This is a genomic window from Roseivivax isoporae LMG 25204, from assembly GCF_000521865.1.
GTDB classification, from domain to species: domain Bacteria; phylum Pseudomonadota; class Alphaproteobacteria; order Rhodobacterales; family Rhodobacteraceae; genus Roseivivax; species Roseivivax isoporae.
In genome coordinates this window covers 1-13,147 of record NZ_JAME01000057.1, presented here as the reverse complement: position 1 = coordinate 13,147, position 13,147 = coordinate 1, and the positions used below count along the sequence as shown (strand labels likewise).

Here is a 13,147-nt window from a genome sequence, read left to right as displayed (position 1 = left end):
ACTCCAAAGGGAGCAGGTCACGGCCTCCCCCGAAAATTCCTCAGTGCTGCAGGACCGGGTTCAGGTCCGCGAGAGAAGCGGTATCTGGGAGGTGCAGGTCGACGGCGAGTTTCGCGGCGACTACCACCAGAAGGAGCATGCGATTGCGGCCGCTGCCCTGCACAAGATGTCACTCCGATGACCAAGGGTTCTCGCTCTGGGTGGGCCGGTGGGGTGCATCGACTGATCAAAGGCAGTCATGACAGGGCGCGTGAGCACCTGGCGCCAGAGCCATACCCGCAATGAAGTCCACTCATGCAGAAAACACGAGAATTTCCGCCAATGAGAACATCTCCGAGGCTGCTGACAAGACAGCACCAGGCAAGATACTCGAAAGGGAAACATCAATGGACCACCTGACGAGCAAGACCATCGCGTTATTCGGGCGGCCTTTCACGCTCCCGGGCTTTGCCGAAACGCTCCCCGCTGGTGAGTACGAAATAGAAACGGAACTGGTTTCGCCGCCTGATCAACACGATCCGGAGGCCTGGAAAGCCTCGGTCCTGGTGAAACTTCATCCAAGGGCATCGCATCCGGGGTTAGCGAGGACACTGACTGTTTCCCTTGCCGATCTTGACCACGCCCGCGCAAGAGACAAGCTGTCGGGGAAAGCGCTGTCGGATTTCTTTCTCGAGGAAATGCTGGCCGATCCAATGGTGCGCCTCGTGATGAAGGCGGACGGCGTATCTGAGGCGCACTTGCGCCATCTCTACTCGGACGTCCGGACACCGCAAATCGAAGATCCTAGCCCGGATTCTACACCCAATGGACGACGGGTGCCGGACGAAACGTCGATTCTGGCAGCAGAAAACGAAGGAATGCCTTCGAGGCCGGACTCTCGGATGGGAGTGCGCTCCCGTCAAAACGCGGAACCGGAATGATGGCGATCAAACGAAGCATGAATATTGAAACTCGAGACACCGCGACCGCCAGGTCCCTGGGCGATGTCCCGAGTGAACGCCAATGTCTCCGATGCGCCTCCATATTCTGGAGCAAAGGCTTCGGAGAGCGAATTTGCCGGCGCTGCAAGGGGTTGCGTTCTTGGCGCAACTCAGTGCGTGTCATCGCTGGCGCATTGCAAGCCGCATCACAAAACCTGACAGATGTATGCACCCGCTCACAAGCTCAGAAGGCCATCAAAGGCCTTGAGTCTTAGGTGGCATCCACACATGTCTGTGAACCTAGGCAAAACGACGGTGGCGTCCCTCAAGTGATCGCCAGACCGACGCCCCCTTTGCCGACGGCGGGATGCGCGGACGCGGGCCTTCTGGCCGGCGTCGGTTCTCGCGCGCGCCGCGTTCGACGGTACCGCGTGAAGCTGCGGGGGCTTTGCCCGCGCCGCGCGCGTCCTCGGCGACAGGACCTACCAGCGCCCTCCTGAGAAAGGATTAACGGCGCGTGCCGCGGCGCTGCGCCCGCTCCGCCGCGGAATGCTGCAGGCGGCGGGTAAAGGCCTCGACCACCTCGGCGCGGCTCTTTCCGCTCTTCTCGGCCACGCGCATCAGCCCGAAATGCACGTGCGCCATCTCCTGGTAATACGAGGTGTAGGCGTAGTTCGTGGCCGCCCCCGCCGCCGCGCCGATCAGCGGCACGGTCTGCGCGGCCAGCTTCTGGCCGAGCACCGTGGCGAGTCGCGGCGCGATGCGCGACAGGATGCCGTGAACCGTTGCGCCCGTCAGCGTCACCCGCGCCGACAGGAACGCCATGTCGACGCCGTCATCGGCCTCGAGCGGGCCGGCCGAGCCGAAGACCGCGAGGCACTGCTTCTGCACCTCCGGGTCGGCGGGATCGAATCCGTGTTCCGCCGCGATCCCCTGGATCGCGCGCAGCAACACCGTGACCGTGACCGGAAGCTCGGCCATGGCGGTCGGCAACCCGCCCGCGCCGCCCGCCGCGCCCATGGCGGTGGCAAGCGCCGAGTTGAGCCAGCCGCGCTGGTCCGGCACCACCCCGCGCGACCCCTGCGCCGCGCGCATGGCGACCTCGAGCGCGCGGGTGGTCGCGTCCTCGAGCCGCTCCTTCACGCGGTCGGGCAGCCGTTCCAGCAGGTTTTCCGCCTGCGTGCCGATCACGTTCAGCACCTGCAGGCCGACGCCGCCCGCGGCGCGGTGGCGCTCCACGAGCACGGCCAGTTCACGGTCGAAATCCATCGGCACGAGCGCGGTGGCGGGGGACTGGACGGTCATGGTCCGGGGCTCCTCGGTGACATCGTCCTGAAGATTGGGACGGATCCCGCCCGGTTCAACCGCCGCCCGCTCCGTGCCAGGCCGTGACCTCGCCCCGGACGCCCGTCCAGGCGCCCTCCGCGAGCTCGAGGGCGAGGATCCGCTCGGGGTTCGTGGGCGGCGGCATCTCCACCCCCTCGATCCGGGCGAATCCGAAGCGGCCGTAATAGGGGGCGTCGCCCACCAGCAGCACGCGCGTCCAGTCCTCGCGGGCGAGCCACAGGCTTTCCTGGATCAGCGCGGCGCCGAGGCCCTCGCCCTGCGTGGTCGGGTGCACCGCCACGGGACCGAGCAGCAGCACCGGCGCGCCGCCGACGCGCACCGGCCAGTAGCGGATCGCGCCCCCGATGAACCCCGTGTCCTCCGCCACCGCGACAAGGCAGAGCCGCGCCACCGGGTCGACCCCGTCGCGCAGCCGGTAGGACGACAGCGCCGTGCGCCCGGGCGCGAAGCAGAGGTCGTAGAGCGCCTCCACCTCCCACCAATCCTCCTTGCGTTCCCGTCTCAGGCTGTACATGGGAGGTCTGGATGTTCCTTGGCGCAGCGCGCGCGATCGGCCCTGCGGCCCCGCGCGGCACGCGCCTAGCACGCGCGCCCGGCCACCGCAAACGCGCCGAAACGACAGGAGACCACGACCCGATGTTCTATCGTCCCGAGGACGGCCACGGCCTTCCGCACAACCCGTTCAACGCCATCGTCACGCCCCGCCCGATCGGCTGGATCTCGACGCGGGGCCAGGACGGGTCGGAGAACCTCGCGCCCTACTCGTTCTTCAACGCCGTGGCCTACACCCCGCCGCAGGTCATGTTCGCCTCGACCTCGACCAAGCCCGACCGCGGCGACACCAAGGACAGCGTCGCCAACATCCGCGAGACCGGCGTGTTCTGCGTCAACATCGTCGAATACGCCATGCGCGACGCGATGAACCAGACCTCGGGCCCCTGGGACCGCGACACCGACGAGTTCGCGCTCGCCGGCATCGCGCGCGCGGAGTGCGACACCATCGCCTGCTCGCGGGTCGCGGGCGCGCCCGCGAACCTCGAATGCCGGCTGACCGAGATCGTCAAGCTGAAGGGCGACTCGAACTTCGCCGTCTTCGGCGAGGTGACGGGCGTGCACATGCGCGACGACTGCCTCGTCGACGGCATCTTCGACGTGCTGCGCTTCAACCCGCTGAGCCGCATGGGCTACCGCGACTACACCGTGGTCCGCGAGAAGTTCGAGCTGAAGCGCCCCGGGGAGTGACGCGCGGGCGGGCCCGCGCCCGCCCCGCTTCCGGCGCCCGCCGCGTGCTGCCCGCCCGGCGGGCGGATCGGCCACGGGACCCTTCCGCGGCGCCCGACCGGGCTTGCCCTTCGACCCGCGATCCGCGCATCCTTTCTCCCGACGAGGCGCAGGAGGCACCGCACACATGAGGCTCGGGATCATCGGCGGCTCGGGGGTCTACGACCTCGACGGGCTCGAGGACGCGGCGTGGACGACGGTCGGAACGCCGTGGGGCGACCCCTCCGACTCGATCCTGACCGGGCGGCTCGGCGGCATCGACATGGCGTTCCTGCCGCGGCACGGGCGCGGCCACGTGCACGCGCCCGCGGAGGTCCCCTACCGCGCCAACATCGACGCGCTGAAGCGGCTCGGCGTCACCGACCTCGTGTCGGTCTCGGCCTGCGGGTCGTTCCGCGAGGAAATGGCGCCGGGCGATTTCGTCATCGTCGACCAGTTCATCGACCGGACCGTCGCCCGGCCCGCGTCGTTCTTCGGCACGGGCTGCGTGGCGCATGTCTCGCTCGCCCACCCGACCTGCCCGCGGCTGTCGGCCGCCGCCGCGGCGGCGGCGCGCGCGGCCGGGGTGCGCGTGCACGAGGGCGGCACCTACCTCGCCATGGAGGGGCCGCAATTCTCGACCCGCGCCGAAAGCCTCATGTACCGCGACGCCTGGGGCGCCGACGTGATCGGCATGACCAACATGCCCGAGGCGCGCCTCGCCCGCGAGGCCGAGATCTGCTACGCCTCGGTGGCAATGGTCACCGACTACGATTGCTGGCACCCCGACCACGACGCCGTGGACGTCGCGGCCGTGGTGGCGACGCTCGGCGCCAACGCCGCCTCGGCTCGCGCCCTCGTCGCGGGGCTGCCGGGACAGCTCGGACCCGACCGGCCGCCCTGCCCGCACGGCTGCGACCGCGCACTCGAGCACGCCATCATCACCGCCCCCGGCGCCCGCGATCCCGCCGTCCTTGCCCGGCTCGACGCCGTCGCGGGCCGCGTGCTCGGCTGATCCCCCACGCTTCCAGACCCCTACCGGAGCCCCGCATGAAACCCGTCTCAGGCACCAACGTGCGCGACTACATCCGCACGATCGCGGACTTTCCCCACGAGGGGATCATGTTCCGCGACGTGACCACGCTCTTCGCCGATCCCCGCGGCTTCCGCATGGCGATCGACCAGCTCCTGCACCCCTATGCGGGCCTGCGCTTCGACAAGGTCGTGGGTCTCGAGGCGCGCGGCTTCATCCTCGGCGGCGCGGTGGCGCACCAGCTCTCGGCCGGGTTCGTGCCGGTCCGCAAGAAGGGCAAGCTGCCGGGCGCGGTGATCTCGGAATCCTACACGCTCGAATACGGCGAGGCGGTGGTCGAGGTGCACGACGACGCGATCGCCGCGGGCGAGCGCATCCTGCTGGTCGACGACCTGCTCGCCACCGGCGGCACCGCCGAGGCCGGCATCCGGCTGATGGAGCGCCTCGGCGCCGAGATCATCGGCTGCGCCTTCATCATCGACCTGCCCGATCTCGGCGGCCGCAAGCGGCTCGAGGCGATGGGCATGGACGTGCACGCGCTCTGCAGCTTCGAGGGCGACTGAGGCCTTCAGACGCCCACGTTGTCGATGAGCCGCACGCCGCCGATCCACGCCGCCGCGAACAGGCGCGCAGGCGCCTCCGCACGCGCCAGCGCCCGCAGGTCCGAGACCGCGCGCAGCTCCAGGTACTCGACCTCCGCGTAGCCCGCGGCGCGGATCCGCTCCGCCGCCGCGGCGCAGGTCTCCGCGGCCGCAGCCCCGCCCCGCAGCGCGCGGGCCGCGTCCTCGAGCGCCGCGTACAGGGCCGGCGCCGCCGCCCGCGCCGCCGGATGGAGCCGCACGTTGCGCGACGACATGGCAAGCCCGTCCGCCTCGCGCACCGTGGGACAGCCCACCACCTCGACGCCGAGGTCGAGGTCCGCCGACAGCCGGCGGACCACCTGCAACTGCTGGAAATCCTTTTCGCCGAACCATGCCCGCCGCGCCCGCGTCTGGCGGAAGAGCTTGGTCACCACCGTCGCCACGCCGTCGAAATGGCCCGGCCGGTGCGCGCCGCACAGCACGTCGGTCAGGCCCGTCACCGACACCGTGGTCGCGAACCCCTCGGGATAGACCTCTTCCGGTTCCGGAACGTAGAGCGCGTCGACCCCGAGCGGCGCCAGCTTCTCCGCGTCCGACATCTCGGTCCGCGGGTAGGCGTCGTAGTCCGCGCGGCTGTTGAACTGGCGCGGATTGACGAAGAGCGTCGTCACCACCCGGTCCGACCCCGCCTGCGCCGCCCGAACGAGGCTCAGGTGCCCCTCGTGCAGCGCGCCCATGGTGGGCACGACACCGACCCGTTCGCCCGCCGCCTCCCAGGCATCGAGCCTTTCGGCCAGCGCGGCCCGCGTGCGCAGGATCGGGACGCTCACGACGTGGCTCCCGGCGCGTCGTCGCCGAAGACATGCTCGGCGGCCGGAAAGGCGCGCGCCCGTACCTCGGCCGCGTAGGCTTCGACCGCCTTCTCGGCATCGTCCCCCAAGGTCGCGTAGCGCTTGGCGAATTTCGGCCGGAACGCGGTGAAGAGCCCCAGCATGTCGTCGACCACGAGGATCTGCCCGTCGCAGCCCGACGAGGCGCCGATGCCGATCGTCGGGATCGCCACCTCCGCGGTGATCCGGTCGGCGAGGCGCGCCGGAACCTTCTCCAGCACCACCGCGAACGCGCCCGCCTCGGCCACCGCCCGCGCATCGGCGAGGATCGCGTCCGCCGCAGCGCCGCGTCCCTGCACGCGGTAGCCGCCCAGCGTGTTGATCGATTGCGGCGTGAGCCCCACATGCGCCATCACCGGCACGCCCCGCGCCGCGAGAAAGGCGATGGTCTCCGCCATGCCCCGTCCGCCCTCGAGCTTGACGGCGCCCGCGCCGGTCTCGGCCATGACGCGCGCCGCGGTTCGGAAGGCCTGCGCGGGGCTCTCCTCGTAGGACCCGAACGGCAGGTCGACGACCATCATCGCGCGGCTGAGCCCGCGCCGCACCGCCTGCCCGTGCAGGATCATCATCCCGAGGGTCACGCCCAGCGTGGAGGGCAGCCCGTGCAGCACCATGCCGACACTGTCGCCCACCAGCACCAGGTCGCAATGCGGGTCGAGCAGCTGCGCCATGGGCGTGGTGTAGGCGGTCAGGCTGACGATGGGCACGCCGCCCTTCATCGCCCGGATGTCGTCCGGCAGGGGCGCGGTCTTCTTCGCGGTGGCGCTCAACGGGCGGTCCTTTCGGCAGGGTCGCGGGTCGCGGCCGATCTAGCAGGTTTGGCCCTCCTGTCACAGGGGAACCCCACGACGCTTGCGGCGGCGCGGCCTTCGGGACAAGCTTCGCGGGACCGGCCGGCCCTGCCCGGGACCGGAGGAGGAGAGACAGACCATGACCCGACTGCTTGCGCCCCTCGCCGTGGCGCTTCTCGCCGCACTGCCTGCCGCCGCGCAACAGACCGACCTCACGCTCGCGATCCAGCTCGAGCCGCCGGGTCTCGACCCGACCTCGAACGCCGCAGGCGCCATCGACAGCGTGCTCTACGCGAACGTGTTCGAGGGGCTGACCCGCTTCGCCGCCGACGGCACGATCGAGCCGGCGCTGGCCGAGAGCTGGGACATATCCGAAGACGGCACCACCTACACCTTCCACCTGCGGACCGGCGTGACCTTCCACGACGGCACGGCGATGGATGCCGAGGATGTCAGGTTCACGCTCGACCGCGCCCGCGGGCCCGACAGCACCAACGCGCAGAAGGCGCTCTTCGAGAACATCGCCGAGGTCTCGGTGATCGATCCGCAGACCGTCGAGGTGCGGCTCGCGCAGCCCGATGGCGGTTTCCTGACCAACATGGCCTGGGGCGACGCGGTGATCGTCGCGCCCGACAGCATCGACGCGATCGCCTCCGCTCCCGTGGGCACCGGGCCCTTCGCCTTCGACCGCTGGGTGCAGGGCGACCGGATCGACCTCGTCCGCTATTCCGGCTACTGGGGCGCGGCGCCGGCGCTCGAGACCGCGACCTTCCGCTTCATCTCGGACCCGACCGCCGCCTTCGCCGCCATGATGGCGCAGGACATCGACGTCTTCGCGGGCTTTCCCGCGCCCGAGAACCTGCCGCAATTCGAGGCCGATCCCCGCTTCCGCGTGCTGACCGGCACCACCGAGGGCGAGACCATCCTCGCCATGAACAACCACAGCGATCCCTTCGACGACCCGCTGGTGCGGGCCGCCGTGGCCCATGCCATCGACCGCCAGGCGATCATCGACGGCGCGATGTTCGGGCTCGGCACCCCGATCGGCACGCATTTCGCGCCGCACAATCCCGACTATGTCGACCTCACCGACCTCTCCGCCCACGATCCCGACCGCGCCCGCACGCTCCTGGCCGAGGCGGGGCTCTCCGAGGGCTTCACCACCACGCTCAAGCTGCCGCCGCCCTCCTATGCCCGCCGCGGCGGCGAGATCATCGCGGCGCAGCTGCGCGCGGTGGGGATCGAGGCCGAGATCGTGAACCTCGAATGGGCGCAATGGCTCGAGGAGGTGTTCACCGGCCACGATTTCGGCCTGACCGTCGTCAGCCACACCGAGCCCATGGACATCAACATCTACGCCCGCCCCGACTATTACTTCCAGTACGACGACGCGACCTTCCGCGGGCTCATGCGCGATCTCGCCGCCACCGCGGACCCGGCGGAACGCTCGGTGATCCTCGCCGACGCCCAGCGCCGCATCGCCGAGGACCACGTGAACGCCTTCCTCTTCCAGCTCGCCTTCCCCACCGTGGCCGACGCGCGGATCGAGGGGCTGTGGGAGAACCAGCCGACCCAGGCGAACCCGCTCGCCGGCGTGCGCTGGACCGAGTGAGGCAGGCGCGCCGCGTGTCCCCGGACCGGTCCGGCTTGCGCCTGGACCGTTCCGGCGCCCCGACCTAACGTGCCGCCATGCTGGGCTACGCGTTCCGCCGCCTGCTGTCCCTCGGGATCAGCCTCTGGGTCGCCTCGGCGGTCGTGTTCCTCGTGGTCGAGGTCGCGCCGGGCGATCCGGCGGCCTACATGCTGGGCACCGGCGCCCAGCCCGACACGGTCGCGGCGCTCCGGACCGAGCTCGGCCTCGACCGGCCGCCACTCGCCCGCTATCTCGCCTGGACGGGAGGCATGCTCTCGGGCGATTTCGGCACCTCCTACACCTACCGCACGCCGGTCGCCGGCATGATCGCCGACCGGCTCTGGGTGTCGCTGCCGCTCGCGCTCTACGCGCTGGCGCTGTCCACGGCGCTGGCCTTTCCCGCGGCGCTCTACGCCGCCGCGCGGCGGGGCCGCGCGGGCGACCTGGCGGTGATGGGCGCGACGCAGGTCGGCGTCGCGGTGCCGAACTTCTGGTTCGCCATGCTGCTCGTCCTCGTCTTCGCGATCAATCTCGGCTGGTTCTCCGCCGGCGGCTTTCCCGGCTGGACCGATCCCGCCGCCGCGCTCAAGGCGCTGACCCTGCCGGCCCTCGCCCTGGCCCTGCCGCAGGCGGCGATCCTCGCGCGGGTGATGCGCTCCGCGCTCGTCGACATCCTGGCCGAGGACTTCATGCGCACCGCCCGGGCCAAGGGGCTGAGCCGGCGCCAGGCGCTCTGGCGGCACGGCGTGCGCAACGCGCTGATCCCAGTGCTGACCATCGTCGGGCTGCAGTTCTCCTTCCTGCTGGCCGGCGCCATCATCATCGAGCAGGTGTTCTTCCTGCCCGGTCTCGGCCGGTTGATCTTCCAGGCGATCTCGCAGCGCGACCTCCTCGTGGTCGAATCCGTGGTCATGCTGCTCGTCTTCGCGGTGATCCTCGTGACCTTCCTGACCGACCTCGCCTATGCTTGGGTCGACCCGCGGCTGAGGCGCCGGCGATGAACGCGCGGATCGTTCCGGGCGCGGCCCTCGCCGTGCTGGTCGCGGGCGCGGCGCTCCTGTCCTTCGCCTGGACGCCGGGCGAGGTCACCGGCGTCGACATCCCCGCCCGCTTGCAGCCGCCCTCGGCCGCGCATCTCCTCGGCACCGACCAGTTCGGCCGCGACATCCTGTCGATGCTGATGGTGGGCGCGCGCACCTCGCTCGCCGTGGCGCTGGTCGCCGTGGGCATCGGCATGGGGCTCGGCGTGCCGCTCGGGCTCGCCGCGGCGGCGCGGCGCGGCTCCTGGCTCGACGAGGTCATCATGCGCGGCAACGACCTCGTCTTCGCCTTCCCGAGCCTCGTCATCGCCATCCTCATCACCGCCGTCGCGGGCCCGGGCGCGGTCAACGCCATCATCGCCATCGGCATCTTCAACGTGCCGGTCTTCGCCCGGCTGAGCCGCGGCGCCGCCCTGCCGGTCTGGCAGCGCGAGTTCATCCTGGCCGCCCGCGTCGCCGGGAAGGGCGCGCCGCGGATCAGCGCGGAACACGTGCTGCCCAACATCGCGAACCTCCTCATCGTGCAGGGAACGATCCAGTTCTCGCTCGGCATCCTCGCCGAGGCGGGCCTCTCCTATGTCGGCCTCGGCGCGCAGCCGCCGGTGCCCTCCTGGGGCCGCATGCTGGCCGAGGCGCAGACGCTCGTGGCGATCGCGCCGCACGTGGCGCTGATGCCGGGGCTCGCCATCGTGCTGACCGTCCTCGGGCTGAACCTGCTCGGCGACGGCCTGCGCGACGCCCTCGACCCGCGCCTCCGGAGCACTCGGTGATGGCCCCCGCATCCGCCCGGACCGGTCCGGCAGCCCTTCGGACCGGCCCATGACCCTCCTCGCCATCGACCGCCTCCGGGTCGCGGCCGGCGACCGCCCGCTGCTCCGCGACGTCTCCCTCGCCCTCGCCCCGGGCGAGATCCTCGCGCTCACCGGCGAGAGCGGGTCGGGCAAGTCGCTGACCGCGCTCGCCGCCATGGGGCTCCTTCCCGACGGCCTCGCCGCCACCGGCAGCATCCGCCTCGACGGCACCGACCTCCTGCGCCTGCCCGAGCGCGAGCTCTGCCGCTTCCGCGGGCAGGCGGTCTCGATGGTGTTCCAGGAACCCATGACCGCCCTCAACCCGGTCCAGACCATCGGCGCGCAGGTGGCCGAGGCGATCCGCGTCCACACCCGCCTATCCGCCGCCGAGGCCGCCTCCCGCGCCGCCGCCGCGCTGGCCCGCACCGGCCTCGCACCCGACCGCGTGCCGCCCGGCCGCTACCCGCACGAACTCTCGGGCGGCCAGCGCCAGCGCGTGGTGATCGCCATGGCGACGGCCCTGCGCCCGCGGCTCCTGATCGCCGACGAGCCCACAACCGCGCTCGACGTCACCACCCAGGCGCGCATCCTCGCGCTCCTGCGCCGCCTCGTCACCGAGGACGGGATGGGCCTCCTGCTCATCACCCACGACCTCGCCGTGGTCCACGGCATCGCCGACCGCCTCGCGGTGATGCAGGACGGCGCCGTGGTCGAGGCGGGCCCCGCCTCCCGCGTCTTCGCCGAGCGCCGCCATCCCTATACGCGCGCGCTCTTCGCCGCCGCGCGCCACCGCCCGTCGCTCGGCCCCCGCGTGACCCGCGGCCCGCTCCTCGCGCTCGAGGGCGTGACCTGCACCTGGCGCCTGCCGCGCCCGCGCCCCTTCGCGCCGGCACCCCTGCACCGCGCCGTCGACGATGTCAGCGTCGCGCTCCGGCAGGGCGAACGCGTGGCGCTCGTGGGCGAATCGGGCTGCGGCAAGTCCACCCTGACCCGCGCCATCCTCGGGCTCGAACCGCTCGCGGCGGGCCGCATCACCCTCGGCGGCGCCCCCGTCGACGCCCGCGCGGGCGTGCCCCGCGCGCTGCGCCGCCGCCTGCAGGTGGTCTTCCAGGACCCCTATGGCAGCTTCGACCCCCGCCACCCGGTCCTGCGCCTCGTGACCGAGCCCCTGCACCTCGAGACCCCGCGCCCGGACCCGGCCGAGGCGCGGCACCGCACCGCCGCCGCCCTTGCCAGCGTGGGCCTCGACGCGGGCGCGCTCGACCGGCCGATCCACGCCTTCTCGGGCGGCCAGCGGCAACGCATCGCCATCGCCCGCGCGCTCATCACCCGGCCCGACCTCGTGATCTTCGACGAGGCCGTCTCGGCCCTCGACGTGCGGGTGCGTGCCGGCATCCTCGACCTCATCGCCCGGCTCTCGCGCGAGGAGGGGCTCGGCTACCTCTTCATCAGCCATGACCTCTCGGTGGTGCGCGGCATCGCCGACCGCATCCTCGTGATGCAGGCGGGCCGCATCGTCGAGGACGCCCCGACCGGGACGCTCTTCGCGGCGCCCCGCCACCCCCACACCCGCGCGCTCCTCGCGGCGGCGCCGCACCTGCCCGGCGATGGCGACGCGCGCGCCGAGGACGAGGACGAGGAGACAGGCACATGACACCCGAGACACAGCGCGCCCCCGTGACCGGCGCCCCGGCCGCCCATGCCCCGACCCTTCTTCTTGGCGGAAATATCCCCGCCGGAGGCAGGCCGCCGGCCGCGGCCGGGCGCCCCGCGGGGGCGGCGCGATGAGGCCCGGCCCCCGCAACCTCGTCACCGACGTCGCGGGCCTCGCCGTCGGCAACGCGCACGACCCGCGCCTGCGCTCGGGCACGACGGTGCTGACCGCCGCGGCGCCCTTCACCGCCGCGGTCGCCGTGCAGGGCGGTGCGCCCGGCACGCGCGAGACCGACCTCCTCGATCCCGAGCGCACCGCGCCCGGCGCCGACGCGCTGGTGCTCTCGGGCGGCAGCGCCTTCGGGCTCGCGGCGGCGCAGGGCGTGATGGACGCGCTCGCCGAGGCGGGCCGCGGCTTCCCGGTGCTCTCGGCGCGGGTGCCCATCGTGCCGGCGGCGATCCTCTTCGACCTCCTGAACGGCGGCGACAAGGACTGGGAGGCAAACCCCTATCCCGCGCTCGGCCGCCAGGCGCTCGCGGCGGCGGGGCCGGGTTTCGCGCTCGGCACCGCGGGCGCGGGCGCGGGCGCGCAGACCGCGCGGGTCAAGGGCGGGCTCGGCTCCGCCTCGCTCGTCCTCGAGACCGGCGCGACGGTCGGCGCGCTCGTGGCGGTGAACCCGATGGGCTGCGTGCTGACACCCTCGGGTCGGCATTTCTGGGCGGCCCCGTTCGAGATGGGCAACGAGTTCGGTGGCCTCGGTCCCGATCCCGCGCGCGGGCTGCAGCCCCTGCCGCCCAGCGCCAAGGCCGCCGCCATGGCCCGGCAGGGCAACACCACGATCGGGATCGTCGCCACCGACGCCCGGCTCGACAAGGCGCAGGCCCGCCGCCTCGCGGTCGCCGCCCATGACGGCATCGCGCGCGCCGTGGTGCCCGCGCACACGCCCCATGACGGCGACCTGGTCTTCGCGGCCGCCACCGGCGCGCGGGCGCTCGCCGACCCGCTGGCCGAGCTCACCGCGCTCTGCCACGCGGGCGCGATCTGCATGGCCCGCGCCATCGCCCGCGCCGTCTGGGAAGCCGCGGAGGAGCCCGGCGACACGCTGCCCGCGCTCCGGAGCCTCCTCGGCGCCTAGCGCAGCCGCGGCGGCCGGTCGGGGTCGCTGCCGGGCGCCGCGGGCGTCGCCGCGCGCACCGGCTCGGGCTCG

Annotated in this window: 13 protein-coding genes and 1 pseudogene; 10 read left to right on the top strand and 4 right to left on the bottom strand. The window is 72.2% G+C overall.

The genetic code is table 11. The features are described from left to right. Positions 1 to 181 (top strand): annotated as a pseudogene (locus tag RISW2_RS25540) (hypothetical protein); the annotation flags it as partial. Between the two features lie 205 nt (positions 182 to 386). Continuing rightward, positions 387 to 920 (top strand): hypothetical protein, encoded by a 534-nt coding sequence (locus RISW2_RS24300; protein ID WP_084615516.1) that lies wholly within the window; start codon positions 387 to 389, stop codon positions 918 to 920. Positions 921 to 1,427: 507 nt separating this feature from the next. On the opposite strand, the gene RISW2_RS21410 is transcribed toward RISW2_RS24300, so the two are convergent. Both RISW2_RS21410 and RISW2_RS21405 read right to left on the bottom strand, forming a co-directional pair. Then, the gene (locus RISW2_RS21410) at positions 1,428 to 2,225 is read right to left on the bottom strand and encodes an EcsC family protein (protein WP_211238735.1); all 798 of its coding nucleotides are present in this window, start codon (positions 2,223 to 2,225) and stop codon (positions 1,428 to 1,430) included. Positions 2,226 to 2,280: 55 nt separating this feature from the next. Beyond that, positions 2,281 to 2,781 carry a GNAT family N-acetyltransferase gene (locus RISW2_RS21405; protein ID WP_043774894.1) on the bottom strand — a complete coding sequence of 167 codons (501 nt, stop codon included), beginning with the start codon at positions 2,779 to 2,781 and terminating at the stop codon, positions 2,281 to 2,283. A 122-nt stretch (positions 2,782 to 2,903) separates the two neighbouring features. Here RISW2_RS21405 and RISW2_RS21400 point away from each other — a divergent pair, with 122 nt between their 5' ends. The 3 genes from RISW2_RS21400 (at position 2,904) to RISW2_RS21390 (ending at position 5,123) form a co-directional block, all read left to right on the top strand. After that, complete coding sequence (locus RISW2_RS21400) at positions 2,904 to 3,509, top strand: flavin reductase family protein (protein ID WP_043774892.1); 606 nt, start codon at positions 2,904 to 2,906, stop codon at positions 3,507 to 3,509. Between the two features lie 166 nt (positions 3,510 to 3,675). Further along, positions 3,676 to 4,542: an S-methyl-5'-thioadenosine phosphorylase gene (locus tag RISW2_RS21395; RefSeq protein ID WP_043774890.1), complete on the top strand. Its 867-nt coding sequence runs from the start codon at positions 3,676 to 3,678 to the stop codon at positions 4,540 to 4,542. Between the two features lie 35 nt (positions 4,543 to 4,577). After that, entirely contained in the window at positions 4,578 to 5,123 is a 546-nt protein-coding gene (locus tag RISW2_RS21390) for an adenine phosphoribosyltransferase (RefSeq protein ID WP_043774888.1), read from the top strand. 5 nt (positions 5,124 to 5,128) lie between these two features. Here the strand turns inward: RISW2_RS21390 and panC are convergent, their stop codons facing one another. Next, positions 5,129 to 5,971, bottom strand: coding sequence for a pantoate--beta-alanine ligase (panC, locus tag RISW2_RS21385; RefSeq protein WP_043774885.1), 843 nt, complete (start codon positions 5,969 to 5,971; stop codon positions 5,129 to 5,131). Further along, the gene (gene panB / locus RISW2_RS21380; protein WP_043774883.1) at positions 5,968 to 6,801 is read right to left on the bottom strand and encodes a 3-methyl-2-oxobutanoate hydroxymethyltransferase; all 834 of its coding nucleotides are present in this window, start codon (positions 6,799 to 6,801) and stop codon (positions 5,968 to 5,970) included. The genes panC and panB overlap by 4 nt, the downstream gene beginning before the upstream one ends. A gap of 160 nt (positions 6,802 to 6,961) precedes the next feature. On the opposite strand from panB, the gene RISW2_RS21375 reads away from it, so the two are divergent. From RISW2_RS21375 to RISW2_RS21355, 5 genes are all read left to right on the top strand, one after another. Beyond that, positions 6,962 to 8,434 carry an ABC transporter substrate-binding protein gene (locus RISW2_RS21375; RefSeq protein WP_043774881.1) on the top strand — a complete coding sequence of 491 codons (1,473 nt, stop codon included), beginning with the start codon at positions 6,962 to 6,964 and terminating at the stop codon, positions 8,432 to 8,434. Between the two features lie 77 nt (positions 8,435 to 8,511). Continuing rightward, positions 8,512 to 9,456, top strand: a complete 945-nt coding sequence (locus RISW2_RS21370) for an ABC transporter permease (RefSeq protein ID WP_043774880.1) — start codon at positions 8,512 to 8,514, stop codon at positions 9,454 to 9,456. After that, positions 9,453 to 10,265 carry an ABC transporter permease gene (locus RISW2_RS21365; protein WP_043774878.1) on the top strand — a complete coding sequence of 271 codons (813 nt, stop codon included), beginning with the start codon at positions 9,453 to 9,455 and terminating at the stop codon, positions 10,263 to 10,265. Before RISW2_RS21370 ends, RISW2_RS21365 begins: the two co-directional genes overlap by 4 nt. A gap of 49 nt (positions 10,266 to 10,314) precedes the next feature. Continuing rightward, a complete protein-coding gene (locus RISW2_RS21360; RefSeq protein WP_043774876.1) occupies positions 10,315 to 11,940 on the top strand; it encodes a dipeptide ABC transporter ATP-binding protein in 1,626 nt (541 codons plus the stop codon). 130 nt (positions 11,941 to 12,070) lie between these two features. Further along, complete coding sequence (locus tag RISW2_RS21355; RefSeq protein ID WP_043774874.1) at positions 12,071 to 13,075, top strand: P1 family peptidase; 1,005 nt, start codon at positions 12,071 to 12,073, stop codon at positions 13,073 to 13,075. Positions 13,076 to 13,147: the final 72 nt, after the last annotated feature.

Coding starts and splice junctions, on each gene's coding strand:
- RISW2_RS24300 (WP_084615516.1), top strand. CDS start 387: ATGGACCACCTGACGAGCAAGACCATCGCGTTATTCGGGCGGCCTTTC.
- RISW2_RS21410 (WP_211238735.1), bottom strand. CDS start 2,225: ATGACCGTCCAGTCCCCCGCCACCGCGCTCGTGCCGATGGATTTCGAC.
- RISW2_RS21405 (WP_043774894.1), bottom strand. CDS start 2,781: ATGTACAGCCTGAGACGGGAACGCAAGGAGGATTGGTGGGAGGTGGAG.
- RISW2_RS21400 (WP_043774892.1), top strand. CDS start 2,904: ATGTTCTATCGTCCCGAGGACGGCCACGGCCTTCCGCACAACCCGTTC.
- RISW2_RS21395 (WP_043774890.1), top strand. CDS start 3,676: ATGAGGCTCGGGATCATCGGCGGCTCGGGGGTCTACGACCTCGACGGG.
- RISW2_RS21390 (WP_043774888.1), top strand. CDS start 4,578: ATGAAACCCGTCTCAGGCACCAACGTGCGCGACTACATCCGCACGATC.
- RISW2_RS21375 (WP_043774881.1), top strand. CDS start 6,962: ATGACCCGACTGCTTGCGCCCCTCGCCGTGGCGCTTCTCGCCGCACTG.
- RISW2_RS21370 (WP_043774880.1), top strand. CDS start 8,512: ATGCTGGGCTACGCGTTCCGCCGCCTGCTGTCCCTCGGGATCAGCCTC.
- RISW2_RS21365 (WP_043774878.1), top strand. CDS start 9,453: ATGAACGCGCGGATCGTTCCGGGCGCGGCCCTCGCCGTGCTGGTCGCG.
- RISW2_RS21360 (WP_043774876.1), top strand. CDS start 10,315: ATGACCCTCCTCGCCATCGACCGCCTCCGGGTCGCGGCCGGCGACCGC.
- RISW2_RS21355 (WP_043774874.1), top strand. CDS start 12,071: ATGAGGCCCGGCCCCCGCAACCTCGTCACCGACGTCGCGGGCCTCGCC.